Genomic DNA, 16033 nt, shown 5'->3' with positions numbered 1-16033 from the left:
CTAAATCCGTTCGATGGGGTAGTTCAAGTTCGAACTTCTTAAAACCTTCCATAAAGTTGTGCAACTATCCGGCTCATGAGCGCAGCCAGCGAAGAGGTGGGCCGGACCGTGGACGTCGGCGGGGTGGCGACCAACTACCACGACCGCGGCCAAGGGCCTCCCGTCCTCCTCGTCCACGGCTCCGGCCCCGGGGTGTCGGCCTGGGCGAACTGGCGGACGGTGCTGCCTCGGCTGTCGCGGCGGCACAGGGTGCTGGCGCCCGACGTCGTCGGGTTCGGCTACACCGAGCGCCCGCCGGGCGTCGCCTACGGACCGGAGACGTGGCTCCGCCACCTGATCGAGTTCCTCGACGTGCTGGACGTCCCGAAGGTGTCGGTCGTCGGCAACAGCTTCGGGGGCGCGCTGGCACTGCGTCTCGCGGCCGCGGCTCCCGAGCGGGTCGACCGCCTGGTCCTGATGGGCAGTGCGGGCGTGCGGTTCCAGCTGACTCCCGGACTCGACGCCGTGTGGGGGTTCGAACCGTCGCTGGAGGCGATGCGGGAACTTCTAAGGGTCTTCACCTACGACACCTCGAAGATCCACGACGATCTCGCCGGACTACGTCTCGCGGCGGCCACACGCACCGGCGTGCACGAGGCCTACTCCGCGATGTTCCCCGCTCCGCGGCAGAACGGCGTCAACGCACTGGCTCTGCCCGACAAGGTGATCGCGTCGTTGAAGCACGAGACGCTGATCTTCCACGGACGCGACGACCGTGTCATCCCACTGTCCGCGTCCCTGTGGCTCAACGAACTGCTCGACAACTCCCAGCTCCACGTCTTCGCCCAATGTGGACACTGGGTGCAGATCGAGCAGAACGCGCGGTTCGTCGCGATGCTGGAGGACTTCCTGTCCCCGGCCGCCGCGGAGGCGTCACGCGCGCCCAGGTGATCGCGAAGGCTCAGCGAGGCGAACGAGATCAGTCCGATGAGCGGCCAGGGCGCCGGTCAACGCCTCGCGGTCGCGGGAGATGATCGCCCTGGCCAGAAGCGCGTGCACCTCGACGTTGCGGTCGAGTGCCGCACTCGGGTCCGGAACCGCGAACTCGGCACGGACCAGCGCGCCGCGCATCAGCGTGATGATCGACTCGTACACGTTCGCCAGCACCGGGACTCGCGCGGCACGAGCGATGACACCGTGGAAGCGCATGTTCGCTTCGAGGTAGAGCCTCGGGTCCTGCTTGCGGTCGCGCAGCTCCTCGAGCGCCCACTCCAGATCGCGCGCGTCCTCCGGAGTCGCTCGCTCCGCCGCGACGGCAGCGAAACCGTCCTCCAGCACCGACCGCGCCTCGAACAGGTCCACAGCATCCACCGACAGGCCGCGGAACCACAGGTCGATCACGCCCAGCCGGACCTGAGGCGGTGGCTGCGCGATGAACACACCGCCCTGCACCCCCGGCTTGACCGTGACGACGCCGCGTTCCCGCAGAATGCGCAACGCCTCGTTCATCGCGTTGGCGCTGACCGCGAACCGCTCGATCAGCTCGGTGCGCAACGCGAACCGGGCACCGGAGTCCAGCCTCCGGGCGAGGATCTCCGTCTCGAGATCGGCGGCGATGCGTTCGGGAACCGACGTCATGCGCGGCAGCTTTTCACAGAACGCGTCGCCTGCCTTCGCGTCAGCCTCCGACGTGGATGCCGGGCCGCCGCTCCGGGTCCGGCTCACTCGCCCGGATGATCTCCCGCACCACCGGAGCCGTGTCGCCGCGGCCGAGGAGCAGATACCGGAACAGGTGGCCCAGCGGGTTGCCCTCGCTCCAGGCGAAGTGGCAGTGCGGCCGCACACCGGTGCAGTCGCGCAGCGCCAGCAGGATCGCCGCGATGGCGTTGGGCGCGGCCGGACTGCCCGCCCGCAGGATCCGGTGGCCGTCCACCTCCACCCCCCGCACCTGCAGCACCTCGCTGAAGTCCGACGGGTCGACCACGTCGATCTCCAGGAACATCACGTCCGCCGTTCCCGGCACCGGGTTCATCCCCCGCTGCTCGGCCTCCTTCTCCGCGTACTCGGCGGCATCACCCGCCTGACGGCGGTTGGCGATGATGGTCACGGCGCCGTCGTGCGCGAGCGTGTCGGCGACGAACCGGCGAGCGGACTCGTCGAACTCGATGTGCTCCACCCGCAGCTCGGTGGTGCGGGTGACGCGGGACACCAGCGAGATCGCGACGATGCCGAGGATGAAGAACAGCGAGATGGTCAGCCCGTCCGGCTTCTCGATCACGTTCTCGACCAACGCGTACAGCAGGACCAGCGAGAGAACGGTGAACGCCACCGCCGCGGGCTTCTGCCGGCGCCGCACCGCGGAGATCATCACCGCGACCGATGCGGACACCATCATCGCCAGGATGCCGGTGGCGTAGGCGCCCGCCTGGGCGTTGACGTCGGCGTTGAAGATGATCGTGACGAGGATGCAGACCGCCGTGTAGACGATCACCACCGGCCGCACCGCACGCGACCACTCCGGCGCCATGCCGTACGACGGCAGGTACCGCGGCACGATGTTGATCAGACCCGCCATCGCCGAGGCGCCCGCGAACCACAGGATCAGGATGCTGCTGATGTCGTAGGCCGTGCCGAACACGTCGCCGAGCAGTCCGTGCGCGAGGTAGGCCAGCGCGCGTCCGTTGGCCTCGCCACCGGGCTTGAACTCCTCCGCCGGGATCAGCACCGTGGTCACGAAGCTCGTGGCGACCAGGTAAACCGACATGATCAACGCGGCCACCGTGAGCAGCCTGCGCGTGTTGCGCACGCGGTCCCGCAGCCGTTCCTCCGCCGACGCGCCCTTCGACGCGACCAGCGGCATCATGCTCACGCCGGTCTCGAAGCCCGACAAACCCAGCACCAGCAACGGAAACGCGAGGATCGCCGGCCCGACAACGCCACCGCCGGTCGACGTGAGCGCGTCCAGCCACCGGTCGAGCACCACCGGCTCGGCCAGCACCTCGACCACTCCGGCGACCACGATCACCGCGTTCAGCAAGAGGAACACGGCCACCAGCGGGATGGCCACCCCGACGGCCTCGCTGAACCCGAGCAGGAACACCCCGCCCAGCACCAGCAGCAGCACGACCGTGACCGCGACCTCGTGGCCGTGCAGGAAGCCCGGCGCGTACGGGTTCTCCAGCAGGTGCACGGTCGCGTCCGCGGAGGACAACGTGATCGTGATGATCCACGACGTGGCGACGAACCCCAGCAACACCAGCACGAACACCTTGCCGCGCCAGAACGGCAGCAGGTTCTCCAGCATCGCGACCGAACCCTGCCCGTGCGGGCTTTCCTTCGCCACCCGCCGGTACATCGGCAACATGCCCAGCAGCGTCAGCGCCACGATCAGCAACGTCGCCAGCGGTGACACCGCACCGGCCGCGAGCGCCGCGATGGCGGGCAGGTACGAAAGCGTGGAGAAGTAGTCCACGCCGGTCAGGCACATCACCTTCCACCAGGACTGCGGCTCGGCGTGCGCCTCGCTGCTCTCCGGCCCCACCACCGGCTGCACCCGGTGCCGCAACAACCACCGCCCGAGCCCCGTCGCGGGAGCAGCCGGCCGAACCGGGCTGTCCACGCGTTCGGGTATCGCGAACTGCGATGTTTCGGTCATGCCAGAGCCCCCGCGCGAGTGATGAGTCATTTGGGAGCGAGTCAACTTCGCGTGAAGTCCGGCCTGTGTAAAAGAACGGGGCCTCAGGCGTAAGGATCGCGTAAAGATGAGGATCACCTCACGGCCTCGATTCCCCGCTGCCACGATCCGGGCAAGGCCGCCGCACCGATCCGCGACGCTATGACCACAGTGGACCGTCAGATCACCTCGTGCGTTCGTGACTTCTCGACACCGTCCGCGCGCACGATCCCGTTCGGCGGAAAGCGCGACAGCCGACTGCCTCACCTAGGCTGTGACCATGACCGAGTTCACTTCCCCGACGCCCCGGGAAGCCTTCGAACTGCTGCTCTCGGGCAACCGCCGCTTCGTCGCCGGCACGCCCGAGCATCCCAACCAGGACGCGACACGCCGCTCCGAGATCGCACCGGCCCAGCGTCCGTTCGCGGTGTTGTTCGGGTGTTCGGACTCGCGGCTGGCCGCCGAGATCATCTTCGATCGCGGCCTCGGCGACCTGTTCGTGGTGCGCACGGCAGGCCACGTCGTGGGCGCGGAGGTGCTCGGCAGCGTCGAGTACGGGGTGGAGGTGCTGGACTGCCCGCTGGTCGTGGTCCTCGGCCACGACGCGTGCGGCGCGGTCGCTGCCGCGTGCGCCGCACTGGACGACGGCGCGTTGCCGGCCGGGTACATCCGGGACGTCGTCGAACGGGTGACGCCCAGCGTGCTGGCGGCGCGTGCCGCCGGGCGCCTGCACGCGGACGAGATCCTCGCCGAGCACGTCACCCTCACCGTCGACCTGCTGCTCGACCGTTCCCGGCTGCTCGCCGAACGGGTGACCGCGGGGAAGACGGCCGTGGTCGGCCTGTGCTACCGGCTCGCCGACGGCAGCGCCCGACTCGTGGCGGCCCGTGGCCTGGACTCCGCCTCTCCACCTCTGATTCGTTGATCTCGAAGTGTTGACGGCGGTTGTGAACGGGTATCCAGGACAGCATCTGGTTGTCGGAAGTCTGGAGGACCCATGGCCAGCTCTTCCGAGGTGGATCGCAGGCTGCTGCTGGACGTGGGCTTGACGACCGGCGCCACACCAGCACTGGCGGACCTGCGGCACTCAGTCCGGCACGCGCTGGTGAACGCCGACGACAACTGCGTGGAGGACGCGGAGTTGCTCGTCACCGAGTTGGTCAGCAACGCCTTCGACCACGGGCGGCCGCCCATGCACCTGCGGTTGTGCCTGCTGCCGAACGCGCCGACAGTGCACATCGAGGTGGAAGACGGCGACCGGCTGCATCTCCCGCTCCTGGGCACATCGCGGCTGGGCGGGGAACGTGGTCGCGGTCTGGTGCTGGTGGAGCAGCTCGCCAGTGACTGGGGCTGCACCGTGGAGGTGGAGAGCAAGATCGTGTGGGCTCAGATGAACTGCCGCATGCTCAGCGTCGTGTGAACGCCGCGGACCTAGTCGGCTCCGACGGCTTTGCCGATCGCTCTCGCCACGGAGGGTTCGAGTGTCACCGCGTGCATCACACCGGCCAGGCGCAGCACCTTCAGGACCTGGCGAGAGCCGATGATCCGGAGATCGACGTCGCGCGCCACCGCGGCCATCAGGCAGTTCAGGCCGGACGAGTCGCAGAACGTCACTCCCGTCATGTCCACGACCAGCGGGCCGGACCCGGCCGCCACCCGGTCCAGGTGCTCCGCGAGCTCGCCGGCCGTCGCCGAATCCAGCTCTCCTGACACCGTGATGACCAGCGTCTGAGAGGTATGGGCGGCAGTGACCCGGAAGTCACCTGCAGGGGAGGTCATACCTCCAGGGTAGGACTCGGCCATCGGTCCGACATGATGAATTTCGCCGTGCTCACCACGTGGTGAGCCTTGCGCGCACGACGCGATTCCACCGGCGGAGCCCGCGACGAACGTGGCCACCCGTGGTGACGCCGAGCGGCCGCTGGCGCACCGTCCACACCAGACAGTGAACCCGGTCGATCGGCGAAGTGCGCTCAGCACTGCGCGCGCCGCTCAACGAAAACGCACACCGAGCAGGAGGGTGTCGTCGGTGTACCGGACGATGTCGAGCATGTCCCCGACGACGGCGGACAGCGCTGGACCGAGGGGCTGCCCGCCGTGGGCCTGGACGGCGCGGATGAGGCGGTGCTCCCCTTCGTCCACGTCGCCACGGCTTTCGACCAGGCCGTCGGTGTAGAGCAGCAGCTGGTCCCCTGGGTGGAGCACGCTGTGGTGGATGCCGATGCTGCCGGGGTTGGGGAACCCGACCCCGCGGCCCTTGGCGGGCAGGTACGCGGGTTCGCCGGTGACGGGAACCAGCAGTGCGGGCGGGTGGCCGCCGCCGGCGAGGCGGAGCGCGCCGGTGTCCGGGTTCAGCCGGGCGATCAGCACGGTGGCCATCAGTCCGTCGCTGATCTCGCCCGCCCGGCGCACCAGGTGGTCGAACGGGTGGCCGTCGAGGGTGAGGGTGCGGATGGTGTGGGTGACGTGGAGGGCGTTGCGGGTGCAGGTGACGCCGTGGCCGATGGCGTCGACGATGGTGATCTGCAGGGTGCCGTCCGGGAGGACGAACCAGTCGTAGAGGTCGCCTCCCGTGGGAGCGTCCGGATCTGCGGGCTGGTAGTGCACTCCGAGCTCGACACCGTGAACGGTGGGCGGCGGCGGGCGCAGGGCGTCCTCGAGCTCGCGGAAGATCACGGCGTGTGCGCGTCGGAGTTGTTCGTCTCGTTCTTCGAGTTCGACGAACATGGCGACCACGCCGCTGTTGGTCTCGGACAGCTCGTGCTTGAGCTGGACGTGTTGGCGTTCCAGCGCGTCGACGCGGGCCAGGCTGGCGCGCAGCTCCAGTTCGGTCGCACTCCGGTCGTCGTTCAGCTCCGTCACCTCACCCTTGCGCTGGTGTGCTTTGGCGGGCAACCGCCACACGGCCTCGGGAGCGTCCGAGACATCGGGGAGCAGAGGCAGGCCCAGCGGCCGGACGGGATCGAGCGGCGCGACAAGGGGCATGGTCACGACCAGCGTGGTGGTCGTGCCGTCCGGCTCGGTCCTGAGCACGGCCCGAACGGCGAAAGGTTCGACGGCGAGGCGGTCGCGGACCAGCTCGGTGGCGCTGAGCACCAACCTTCCCCGCAGCTCGACGGGCACGTCGTACGCGTCGCACAGCGACCGGATCTGTGCCCTCAGAGCGTGGACGTCGTCAGCCATAGCGGAGACGACGTGGCGGTCAGCCGTCATGCTGCCGAGCTCCGGTGTGGCGCGAGAGCTGGTGCCGTCACGGCGCCCACCTCACAACGGTGACCGTGGTCCCTCTGCCCACCTCGGTGTCGATGTGGAACTCGTCGACGAGCCTGCGCGCCCCGCCGAGCCCGTGCCCGAGCCCCGCGCCGGTGCTGAACCCGTCCACGAGTGCCGCCTCCACGTCGAAGATTCCTGGTCCGTGGTCGCTGACGTCCAGTTGCAGTCCGCGGCGCCCGCTCGACATGACGACCGGGGTGATGTCCATCGTGCCGCCACCGCCGAACACGTAGGCGTTGCGCACGAGCTCGCTCGCCGCGGTCACCACTTTCGTCTGTCCGACGAGGTCGAACCCCACCTCGACGGCCGCCGCCCGCACGGCCTGCCGTGCGGCGAGGAGGTCCGACCCGGACCGGACCTGACGAGTCCGCAAGGGATCGCCCGGTGACGTCTGAACGAGTGGGTCATCGGGCCGCATGCGGCCAGTTCCGGCGCGGGATCGGCGCACGCGCGGACCGGGGCGGGGTCACAGTTCACCCTGTCCGGACCGCAGCTCGGAGTTCCACGGCCACGCCGAGGAGTCGCGCACAGCATCCTCCCTCGTCGCCGTGTCCACGATCACGACAAGATGCCCTCACCACTAAACTATTGTCGCACGACAAACGTTAGCAGACACGAGCGCGGCACACGCGTGGTGCGGAGCAGAAGATGTGGCAGGTGACGAGGATGGCGATCGGGAGGTCAGGCGGACTGCGTCCCGGGCCGTTCACCCTCGTCGAGGTGGTGCACCACCGGGGCCGCGTCACGCAGTTGCCTCAGCCCTGTGACCAGCGAGGACTTGGCCGACGCCGGCAGGGTGTCCACCACGGAGCGGAGGTGCTCCCGGCGCCGCTCACGCAGGTCACGCAGGTAGGAATGGCCGCGATCGCTCAACGTCAGCTCGACCTCGCGACGGCTCGTGGAGCTCACATCACGATCCAGGAACCCGACCGCCTGCAGCCGGTCGCACAGGCGGCTGACCGACGACGGGGCCGCGTCCAGCGCTTCGCCGAGCGTGCGCAGGTTGGCACCCTCGGACGCTTCGAGCACGAACATCACCCGCAGCTGCGAGACCGACAGCGGGGCGGGCGAGACCTCCTTGCTCCGCTCCCACATCACCTCGATCTGCTCGACCACATGAGTGAGAACCTGGAGTACGTCGTCAGTTGTGGCGTGCGGCCGAATCCGGTTCACAGCTCCCACTGTCGCACTCCCGGGATTCCGTGTCATGTCCGGCCGCGTCCGCGCTGCATGATCGACACCTATCGACAGAAGGCAGGCGCCTCGTGGCCGCACCGGCAGTGAACCGATATCTCGTCGTCGAGGAGGCTCTCCGTGCCGGAGCACCGCACGACCTGCTCAACATCGCACGCAGACACCTGAGACAGCTCTACCGGGCCAACTCGGTGGACCTGCTGCTGGCCGACTACGCGCTGACCATGCTGCAGCAGGTCTCGGAGTTGCCCTACACCCGCCGGCCGATCCCGGTGAACGGCAGCACCCCTGGTCAGGCCTTCGGCGCCCAGCACGAGTTCGTCGAACGCCACGCCGACGCCTCGGCGACCGCGCACCTGCCCGTCACCGTCCGCGGTGACCGCCTCGGGGTTCTCTCCGTCACCCTGCCCGAGGCACCCGGCCGGGACGACCTGGCCGAACTGATCAAGGTCGCGCAGGCCCTCGGCCACGAGATCGTCGTCGCGGAACGCGACACCGACCTGTACCTGCAAGCCCGCCGGGCGGCACGGCTGACCCTCGCGGCCGAGATGCAGTGGCAACTGCTGCCCGGCCGATCGTGCAAGCGCTCGGAGTACGACCTGGGCGCCCAGCTCGAACCGGCCTACGCCATCTACGGCGACAACTTCGACTGGTCGACCTCCGCCGAACACCTCACGCTCACCGTCACCAACGGCATGGGCGAGGGCATCGACGCCGCACTGCTGACCAACCTCGCGATCAACGCGCTGCGCAACGCCCGCCGCGCCGGCATCCCACTCGCCGACCAGGCCGCACTGGCCGACCAGGCGGTCTACGGCCAGCACGCGGGCCGCCTGCACCTCGCGGTCCTCCTGCTGCGGTTCGAGCTCGCGACCGGACGCGTCGAGGTCATCGACGCGGGATCGCCCCGCATGTGGCGCCAGCGCGGCAACACCATCGAGACCATCACGTTCGAGGAGCAACTGCCCCTCGGCATGTTCGAGGACACCCAGTACGCCAGCGAGGACTTCCACGTCCAGCCAGGCGACCGGCTGATCTTCGTCAGCGACGGCGTGTACGACGTGGCCTCCCCCGCCGGCGAACGCTACGGGGAACGCGCACTGGCCCGCGCGATCAACCTGACGCGTCTGCTGCCCGCCGCGCAGGTCCCCCGCGAGATCCTCCAGCAGCTCACCAGGCACCGCACCACCACGACCGTCACGGACGACGCGATGGTCCTCTGCCTGGACTGGCACGGAACCACCGGTTCCAGCGGCTGAACCGGCTCGTCACGCATGTCAATGTCGTGTTTGCACCGGAGGGGGAGACGGGTCAGTATTGAAAGATGTCGAAGCAAGAGCCGGACTGCTGCGAGCCGCTGTCGGAGGAGCCGCTCGCCGTGGCGCAGGCGGCGGAGCTGTCGGTGATGTTCAAGGCGCTCGGTGATCCCGTGCGACTGCGGTTGCTGTCGATGATCGCCTCGCGTCCGGACGGCGAGGTCTGCGTGTGCGAGCTGACGCCGGCGTTCGAGCTGTCGCAGCCGACGATCTCGCACCACCTGAAGTTGTTGCGCCAGGCGGGTTTGGTGGATTCGGAGCGGCGGGGCACGTGGGTGTACTACCGGGCGCGGCCGGAGACGATCGATCGGATGGCCGCGGTGCTGAGCAGTGTCGCCGGTGAACGGCGTGCCGTCTCGGCGTGAGCGTCAGCTCCGCGTCGCGGAGATCTTCGCGACCGCTCAGCCACCGCCGATCACCGCGACGTCAGACTCGATCACGGGCCACCCAGCGACGGCGCAGCCACAGGCTCACGTAGACCAGCGCGACGAGCACCGGCACCTCGATCAGCGGGCCGACCACGCCCGCGAGCGCCTGGCCGGAGGTCACGCCGAACACGCCGATCGCCACCGCGATGGCGAGCTCGAAGTTGTTGCCGGCGGCGGTGAACGCCAACGTCGTCGTCCGCTCGTACGACAGCCCGGACGCCTTGCCCAGCGCGTACGACCCGGCCCACATGATCGCGAAGTACACCAGCAGCGGCAGCGCGATCCGCACGACGTCCAGGGGCCTGCTCGTGATCGTCTCGCCCTGCAGGGCGAACAAGATGACGATCGTGAACAGCAGGCCGTACAGGGCGATCGGGCCGACACGGGGCAGGTACCTGGACTCGTACCAGTCCCGGCCGCGCGACCGTTCACCGAGCTTGCGGCTGAGGTAGCCGGCCAGCAGCGGGATGCCGAGGAAGATCAGCACGGACTGGGCGATCTCCCAGGCGGAGAAGTCGACCGCGGTGGTGTCGAGGCCGAGCCAGCCGGGCAGCAGGTCGAGGTAGAACCAGCCGAGCACGCCGAACATGACGACCTGGAACACGGAGTTCAGTGCCACGAGGACTGCGGCGGCTTCGCGGTCGCCGCAGGCGAGGTCGTTCCAGATGATGACCATGGCGATGCAGCGGGCGAGGCCGACGATGATCAGGCCGGTGCGGTACTCGGGCAGGTCCGCGAGGAAGATCCACGCCAGCGCGAACATCAGCGCGGGGCCGAGGATCCAGTTCAGCACCAACGACAACACCATCGTGCGGCGGTCGCGGGTGACGGTGTCGAGCTTGTCGTAGCGGACCTTCGCGAGCACCGGGTACATCATCAGCAGCAGGCCGAGCGCGATGGGCAGCGACACCTCACCGATCTTGACCGCGTCGAGCACGCCCTGCAGGCCGGGGACGAAGCGGCCGAGCAGCAGGCCGGCGACCATGGCGACGCCGATCCACACCGGCAGCAACCTGTCCAGGAAGGACAGTTCGCGCAGCACGTCCGGTGCCGCGGTTTCCTTGGTGCTCAACAGGTTCTCCTGGATCTGGCAAGCGTCACCACCCGATGACGGACATCGGTGACTCGGGGGCGGGGTCAGCAGCAGGCGCTGCTGTCGCGCAGCGGTCCTCCCGGTGCGAGCACGGCGGCGAGGGTGTCGATGGCGGCGTTGTCGATGCGGTACCAGCTCCACGTGCCGCGACGTTCGCGGCTGAGCACGCCGGCCCGCACGAGGATCTTGAGGTGGTGGCTCAGCGAGGACTGCGGCATGTCGAACTGGTCGGCCAGGTCGCAGAAGCACGCTTCCTGACCCTCGGTCCGGCGCACCAGGCCGACCAGCTCGACCCGGATCGGATCGCCGAGGGCCTTGAACAGGCGTGCGGCGGTCGCCGAGTCGAGCAGCGTCTGGTCCGGGCTCGTCATGACGAGCACCATAGCGGCTTGGATTGACAAAAGTCGATACACCGAGTGTGATCTGGATCGACATACTTTGGTCCAAGGAGGACCTGCTGACCGAGATCAAGCCGTGAAGAAGGAGAACACCGTGTCCGCCACTCCCGAGGTGCTGTTCGTCTGCGTGCACAACGCGGGCCGCTCCCAGATGGCCGCCGCACTGCTGCAGCACTACGGCATGGGCCGCATCGCGGTGCGCTCGGCCGGCTCCGAGCCCGCCGAGAAGGTCAACCCCGCCGCTGCCGCCGCACTCGCCGAGTGGGGTCTGGACATCACCGCCGAGGTGCCCTCGAAGCTCACCACCTCCGACGTCGAGGCCTCCGACGTCGTGATCACGATGGGCTGCGGCGACACCTGCCCCGTCTTCCCCGGCAAGCGCTACCTCGACTGGCAGCTCGACGACCCGGCGGGCCGGGGCATCGACGCCGTGCGGCCCATCCGCGACGACATCGACCGCCGCGTGCGCGGCCTGGTGGCCGAACTGCTCGGCTAGCGCGGCACGCTGGCGGTCGACAACACGGCCGCCAGCACTCCGATCACGCCCAGCACCACGAACACCGCCGGGTAGCCGCCGAGCACGGCGGCTAGGGCACTACCCGCCCACGGCGCGATGGCGGCGGTGAGCATGACCGGTGCGGTCAGCAGGCCGTTGAGCTGTCCGTAGTGGACAGCGCCCCAGCGGTCGGTGATCGCGGTCGCCTGCACCAGCGTGAAGATCCCGCGCGTGACCCCGGCCAGCACGGAACCCGTGATCAGCAGCAGCGCCGGGCCGGGCACCACGCCGAGCAGGGTGGTGACGAGCGCGCTGAGCAGGAGGATCAGCAGAGTCCGGGTGCGCACCGACGTCTTCGCGGCGAGCCTGGCGTAACCGAGACGGCCGAGCACCTGACCGATCCCGCCCAGACCGAGCGCGATCGCCGCGGCCGAGGTCGTCATGCCGCGTCCGGTCAGCAGCGGCACGAGGTTGATCACGACGGCGTACACGCTGAACGCGGCCAGGCTCATCGCGACCACCAGCACCAGGAACGGCTTGCTGCGCGCGACCGCGGACGGCGTGTGGGCGGTCTCGTGCTCGACCGCAGGCCACGGCAGCCGCAAGCCGAACAGGTGCAGCGGAATCGTCGTGACAGCAACGAGTCCGGCGAGGACGAGGTACGTGCCGCGCCAGCCGAGGTGGTCGTCGAGCACTGCGGTCAGCGGTGCGAACACGGTGCTGGCCAGGCCGGCGACCAGGGTGAGGGCGGTCAGCGCGGACACCCGGCGCGGCCCGTACCACCGGGTCAGCGCGGCGAAGGCGGGAGCGTAGAACACCCCGGCCATCGCGACTCCGGCCAGCAGCCACGCGGCGGTGAACAACGCCGGCGAACGCGCGCTCGCCAGGGCGACGAGCGCGAGCACGGCCACGACCGAGCCGGTGGTCATGACGGCGCGGGGACCATGCCGGTCGAGCAGCTTGCCGACCGGGATGCCGACCAGGCCCGCGACGATCTGACTCGCGGAGAACCCGGCGGTGATCGCCGCGTACGACCAGCCGGTGTCCGAGCTGATGGTGGGCAGCAGCACGGGGAAGGCGTAGTAGAGCACGCCCCAGCTGATGATCTCGGTGACGCACAGGACGATCAGCACGCGGCGCGGCCCGGCGCCGAGGCCGGGCCGCGCCGTCGCGGTGTCAGCGGGCACCGGGCGCGAGGCCGATCGCCACGTCGACCGTCTCCGGCGCTCCGCAGCAGCCACCGCTGTTCTTCTGCTCCTGCGGCGCGTCGAACACGCCCGCACCTCCGCACACCCCGGTCTCCGGCAGCACGAGCTCGACGCGACTCGCGGCCTCGTGGTCACCGGCGATCGCGGCCACGACCGAGCGAGCCTGCTCGTAGCCCGTCAGCGACAGGAACGTCGGCGCACGCCCGTAGCTCTTCATACCGACCAGGTAAACACCCGGCTCCGGGTGCCGCAGCTCGTTTTCACCATGTGGGTAGACGGTGCCGCACGAGTGGACGTTCGGGTCGATCAGCGGGGCGAGCTTCGACGGCGCCTGCAACACCGGGTCCAGGTCCAGGCGGACCTCCGACAGCCACGACAGGTCAGGCCGGAACCCGGTCAGCACCACGACCTCGTCCACACCCTCGACCCGATGGCCGTCGAACGACTCCAGGGACAGCGTGCCGTCCTCGCCGCGCTCCACCGCCGAGGTGCGGAACCCGGTGACGGTCTCGACGTACCCGGCCTCGGCCGCCTTCCTAGCCCGCGACCCCAGAGCACCACGCGCCGGCAGCTGGTCGGACTCGCCGCCGCCGAAGACGTTGCCGACCGCACCGCGGCGCAACAGCCACACGACCTTCGTACCGGGCGCCTGCTCGGCCAGCTCCGCCAGCACCACCAACGCGGTCAGCGCCGAGTGCCCGCTGCCCGCGACCACGACCCGCCTGCCCGCGTACCGGGAGCGCTCAGCACCGAGATCAGGCACCCGGTAGCCGATCCGCGCGGCCGCGGCCTTCTCCCCCACCGCGGGCAGACCGTCGCCGCCCAGCGGGTTCGGCGAGCCGAAGGTCCCGGACGCGTCGATCACCGCACGAGCGGAGATCCGCTCCTCGGCCTCGCCGGTCCGGACGTGCACGGTCAGCGGCTCGTCCTCACGACCGGCGTCCACGACCCGGTCGCGCCCACGCCGAGCGACACCGACCACTCGCGCGCCGAACCGCACCCGGTCGCCCAGGACGCCGGCGAGCGGAGCGAGGTAGAGGTCCGCCCACTCCGCGCCGGTCGGGTAGGTGTCGCCGTCGGGGCGTGCCCACTCCGCCGCGGCGAGCAGCCGCTCCGCAGCCGGGTCCACGAGCTCGCTCCACCGCGAGAAGAGCCGGACGTAGTTCCACTGCGACACCGCCGCACCGGCACGATCGCCCGCCTCCAGCACGAGCACCCGCTCGCCCCGTTCGACCAGATGCGCCGCCGCGGACAAACCCGCAGGTCCGGCACCCACCACGACGACTGGCAACTCGCTCACGACACGCTCCTTGAATCGAAGAACTTCAAATCAACGAGTCGGACTGTATCGACAGGGATCGATCGAAGCAACCATCGACGCTGGTCGATGCTTCAGCCGTGACGGGCTACAGCTTGCGCAATCGGACCCGATCCACCCGGTGGTCAGGTCCCTTCTGCAACACGAGGTGCGCCCGCGACCGCGTCGGTGCGATGTTGTGCGCGAGGTTCGGGCTGTTGATCCGGTCCCAGATGTCGAGCGCGGTCTTGCGCGCCTCCCGCAGCGACAGCCGGGAGTACTTGTGGAAGTACGACGCCGGATCGCGGAAAGCGGTGCGGCGCAACGTGAGGAACCGGTCGACGTACCACTGCCTGATCAGGTCGTGGTCGGCGTCGAGGTAGATCGTGAAGTCGAGGAAGTCGGCCACGAACCTCGACGGCGCGTCCTCGGTCCTGCCGGTCCACGACTGCAGCACGTTCAGGCCCTCCACTATGAGGATGTCCGGCGTCGAGATCCTCTCCACGTCGGGCAGCACGTCGTAGACGAGGTGCGAGTACTTCGGCACCTCGACGTCGCTGTGCCCGGAGGTGATCTCGTCGAGGAAGCGGATCAGCCGGCGCACGTCGTAGCTCTCCGGGAAACCCTTGCGGTCCATCAGGTTCCGCTCGCGCAGCACCGCGTTCGGGTAGAGGAAGCCGTCCGTGGTCACGAGTGCGACCTGCAGATGGTTCTCCCACCGCGACAGCAACGCCCTGAGCACGCGCGCCGTGGTGCTCTTCCCCACCGCGACGCTGCCCGCGATCCCGATGACGTACGGCGACTTGACGGGCTCGCGGCCGAGGAAGTCGTTCGCCACGTGGTGCAGGCCCTGCGTCGCGACGACGTACAGGTTCAGCAGTCTCGACAGCGGGAGGTAGACCTCCTCGATCTCCTCCACCGACAGCGCCTCGTTGAGGCCCTGCAGATCGGTCAGCTCCTCCGCGGTCAGCGTCATCGGCGTCGACTGCCTCAGCGCGGCCCACTCGGCCCTGCTGAAGTCGAAGTGGCCGGCCGCCGTGCGCTCCTGCGCGGCCAGTTCCGTGATGGACAACCCTGTCCCCCGATCATCAGGTGCACGTGTTCCACCCCAGTCTTGCCAAGCCACGCGGCACCGAGGTGCGGGGACGGGGTGAGGTTGACCACCACGTCAGCTCCGCTGGAACCACCCGGACCGGCGCTCACACCCGTCCGTAGGCCTGCTTCGCGATGCGGGCGGCGGAGGGTGCGTGGGCTTCCGCTTCCTCCTTGATGTCGGCGATCGTCTGCGACGCCAGGGATTGGCGCCACCGCAGCTCGGCGCGCTGCATGGCGCCGTGCACGGCGCAGGTCCGGCGGAAGGCGCTCTTCGGGGCGTTCTCCCCCATGCCGTTCTTGCGGATCTCCGTGCACTTGAACGCGGGCTCCGGGCCCTCGATCGCGGTGACGACGTCCATCAAGGTGATCTTCTCCGCCGGCCGCGCCAGGAGGAAACCGCCGTGCACGCCGGGAAGCGACTCGAGCAGACCCGCCCTGGCGAGTGCCTGCAGCTGCTTGTGCAGGTAGGCCTGCGGAAGGTCGTAACTCGCGGCCAGGGCCGCGGTGCTCACCGGACGGTCGTCGTCGACCCACGCGAGGGAGAGCAGCACGTGCACGGCCCACTCGACACCCTGGTTCATCC

18 protein-coding genes are annotated in these 16033 nt (G+C 69.3%); 6 read left to right on the top strand and 12 right to left on the bottom strand.

Annotated features, from left to right (window positions below):
- The first annotated feature begins 75 nt into the window (after positions 1–75).
- Entirely contained in the window at positions 76–930 is an 855-nt protein-coding gene (locus IEY88_RS16290) for an alpha/beta fold hydrolase (RefSeq protein WP_189155602.1), read from the top strand.
- On the opposite strand, the gene IEY88_RS16285 is transcribed toward IEY88_RS16290, so the two are convergent.
- Positions 913–1617, bottom strand: a complete 705-nt coding sequence (locus IEY88_RS16285; RefSeq protein ID WP_189155601.1) for a FadR/GntR family transcriptional regulator — start codon at positions 1615–1617, stop codon at positions 913–915. The genes IEY88_RS16290 and IEY88_RS16285 overlap by 18 nt on opposite strands.
- A gap of 40 nt (positions 1618–1657) precedes the next feature.
- Positions 1658–3634: an APC family permease gene (locus IEY88_RS16280; protein ID WP_189155600.1), complete on the bottom strand. Its 1977-nt coding sequence runs from the start codon at positions 3632–3634 to the stop codon at positions 1658–1660.
- 298 nt (positions 3635–3932) lie between these two features.
- Here IEY88_RS16280 and IEY88_RS16275 point away from each other — a divergent pair, with 298 nt between their 5' ends.
- Together IEY88_RS16275 and IEY88_RS16270 are read left to right on the top strand one after the other, a co-directional pair.
- A complete protein-coding gene (locus IEY88_RS16275; RefSeq protein WP_189155599.1) occupies positions 3933–4577 on the top strand; it encodes a carbonic anhydrase in 645 nt (214 codons plus the stop codon).
- Positions 4578–4649: 72 nt separating this feature from the next.
- Positions 4650–5072, top strand: coding sequence for an ATP-binding protein (locus tag IEY88_RS16270; protein WP_189155598.1), 423 nt, complete (start codon positions 4650–4652; stop codon positions 5070–5072).
- Positions 5073–5083: 11 nt separating this feature from the next.
- Here IEY88_RS16270 and IEY88_RS16265 read toward each other — a convergent pair whose 3' ends face one another.
- From IEY88_RS16265 to IEY88_RS16250, 4 genes are all read right to left on the bottom strand, one after another.
- On the bottom strand, positions 5084–5431 hold the full coding sequence (locus IEY88_RS16265) for an STAS domain-containing protein (RefSeq protein WP_189155597.1): 348 nt from the start codon (positions 5429–5431) through the stop codon (positions 5084–5086).
- A gap of 213 nt (positions 5432–5644) precedes the next feature.
- The gene (locus tag IEY88_RS16260) at positions 5645–6865 is read right to left on the bottom strand and encodes a PP2C family protein-serine/threonine phosphatase (RefSeq protein ID WP_229693441.1); all 1221 of its coding nucleotides are present in this window, start codon (positions 6863–6865) and stop codon (positions 5645–5647) included.
- Positions 6866–6902: 37 nt separating this feature from the next.
- Positions 6903–7343, bottom strand: coding sequence for an ATP-binding protein (locus tag IEY88_RS16255; protein WP_189155596.1), 441 nt, complete (start codon positions 7341–7343; stop codon positions 6903–6905).
- Between the two features lie 263 nt (positions 7344–7606).
- Entirely contained in the window at positions 7607–8098 is a 492-nt protein-coding gene (locus IEY88_RS16250; protein WP_189155595.1) for a MarR family winged helix-turn-helix transcriptional regulator, read from the bottom strand.
- 92 nt (positions 8099–8190) lie between these two features.
- Between IEY88_RS16250 and IEY88_RS16245 the strand changes: the two genes are divergently transcribed.
- Positions 8191–9378 (top strand): PP2C family protein-serine/threonine phosphatase, encoded by a 1188-nt coding sequence (locus IEY88_RS16245; RefSeq protein ID WP_229693440.1) that lies wholly within the window; start codon positions 8191–8193, stop codon positions 9376–9378.
- A 65-nt stretch (positions 9379–9443) separates the two neighbouring features.
- Positions 9444–9800, top strand: coding sequence for an ArsR/SmtB family transcription factor (locus IEY88_RS16240; protein WP_189155594.1), 357 nt, complete (start codon positions 9444–9446; stop codon positions 9798–9800).
- A 61-nt stretch (positions 9801–9861) separates the two neighbouring features.
- On the opposite strand, the gene arsB is transcribed toward IEY88_RS16240, so the two are convergent.
- Together arsB and IEY88_RS16230 are read right to left on the bottom strand one after the other, a co-directional pair.
- The gene (gene arsB, locus IEY88_RS16235; protein WP_308425987.1) at positions 9862–10935 is read right to left on the bottom strand and encodes an ACR3 family arsenite efflux transporter; all 1074 of its coding nucleotides are present in this window, start codon (positions 10933–10935) and stop codon (positions 9862–9864) included.
- 65 nt (positions 10936–11000) lie between these two features.
- Positions 11001–11327: an ArsR/SmtB family transcription factor gene (locus tag IEY88_RS16230; protein WP_229693439.1), complete on the bottom strand. Its 327-nt coding sequence runs from the start codon at positions 11325–11327 to the stop codon at positions 11001–11003.
- A gap of 121 nt (positions 11328–11448) precedes the next feature.
- Between IEY88_RS16230 and IEY88_RS16225 the strand changes: the two genes are divergently transcribed.
- Entirely contained in the window at positions 11449–11850 is a 402-nt protein-coding gene (locus IEY88_RS16225; RefSeq protein ID WP_189156040.1) for an arsenate reductase ArsC, read from the top strand.
- On the opposite strand, the gene IEY88_RS16220 is transcribed toward IEY88_RS16225, so the two are convergent.
- The 4 genes from IEY88_RS16220 to IEY88_RS16205 form a co-directional block, all read right to left on the bottom strand.
- Positions 11847–13037, bottom strand: a complete 1191-nt coding sequence (locus IEY88_RS16220) for an MFS transporter (RefSeq protein WP_229693438.1) — start codon at positions 13035–13037, stop codon at positions 11847–11849. The genes IEY88_RS16225 and IEY88_RS16220 overlap by 4 nt on opposite strands.
- Positions 13027–14358, bottom strand: coding sequence for an FAD-dependent oxidoreductase (locus tag IEY88_RS16215; RefSeq protein ID WP_189155592.1), 1332 nt, complete (start codon positions 14356–14358; stop codon positions 13027–13029). Before IEY88_RS16215 ends, IEY88_RS16220 begins: the two co-directional genes overlap by 11 nt.
- Before the next feature lie 106 nt (positions 14359–14464).
- Positions 14465–15421 carry a type I pantothenate kinase gene (gene coaA / locus IEY88_RS16210; RefSeq protein ID WP_189156038.1) on the bottom strand — a complete coding sequence of 319 codons (957 nt, stop codon included), beginning with the start codon at positions 15419–15421 and terminating at the stop codon, positions 14465–14467.
- 133 nt (positions 15422–15554) lie between these two features.
- Entirely contained in the window at positions 15555–16031 is a 477-nt protein-coding gene (locus IEY88_RS16205) for an RrF2 family transcriptional regulator (RefSeq protein ID WP_189156037.1), read from the bottom strand.
- Between the last annotated feature and the right edge of the window lie 2 nt (positions 16032–16033).

The organism is Lentzea pudingi (assembly GCF_014646255.1).
GTDB classification, from domain to species: Bacteria; Actinomycetota; Actinomycetes; order Mycobacteriales; family Pseudonocardiaceae; genus Lentzea; species Lentzea pudingi.
This window is presented reverse-complemented; position numbering and strand designations above follow the sequence as displayed.

Excerpts from the sequence above, each read along its gene's own strand:
- IEY88_RS16290 (WP_189155602.1), top strand. The coding sequence starts at position 76 with ATGAGCGCAGCCAGCGAAGAGGTGGGCCGGACCGTGGACGTCGGCGGG.
- IEY88_RS16285 (WP_189155601.1), bottom strand. The coding sequence starts at position 1,617 with ATGACGTCGGTTCCCGAACGCATCGCCGCCGATCTCGAGACGGAGATC.
- IEY88_RS16280 (WP_189155600.1), bottom strand. The coding sequence starts at position 3,634 with ATGACCGAAACATCGCAGTTCGCGATACCCGAACGCGTGGACAGCCCG.
- IEY88_RS16275 (WP_189155599.1), top strand. The coding sequence starts at position 3,933 with ATGACCGAGTTCACTTCCCCGACGCCCCGGGAAGCCTTCGAACTGCTG.
- IEY88_RS16270 (WP_189155598.1), top strand. The coding sequence starts at position 4,650 with ATGGCCAGCTCTTCCGAGGTGGATCGCAGGCTGCTGCTGGACGTGGGC.
- IEY88_RS16265 (WP_189155597.1), bottom strand. The coding sequence starts at position 5,431 with ATGACCTCCCCTGCAGGTGACTTCCGGGTCACTGCCGCCCATACCTCT.
- IEY88_RS16260 (WP_229693441.1), bottom strand. The coding sequence starts at position 6,865 with ATGACGGCTGACCGCCACGTCGTCTCCGCTATGGCTGACGACGTCCAC.
- IEY88_RS16255 (WP_189155596.1), bottom strand. The coding sequence starts at position 7,343 with ATGCGGCCCGATGACCCACTCGTTCAGACGTCACCGGGCGATCCCTTG.
- IEY88_RS16240 (WP_189155594.1), top strand. The coding sequence starts at position 9,444 with ATGTCGAAGCAAGAGCCGGACTGCTGCGAGCCGCTGTCGGAGGAGCCG.
- IEY88_RS16230 (WP_229693439.1), bottom strand. The coding sequence starts at position 11,327 with ATGACGAGCCCGGACCAGACGCTGCTCGACTCGGCGACCGCCGCACGC.
- IEY88_RS16205 (WP_189156037.1), bottom strand. The coding sequence starts at position 16,031 with ATGAACCAGGGTGTCGAGTGGGCCGTGCACGTGCTGCTCTCCCTCGCG.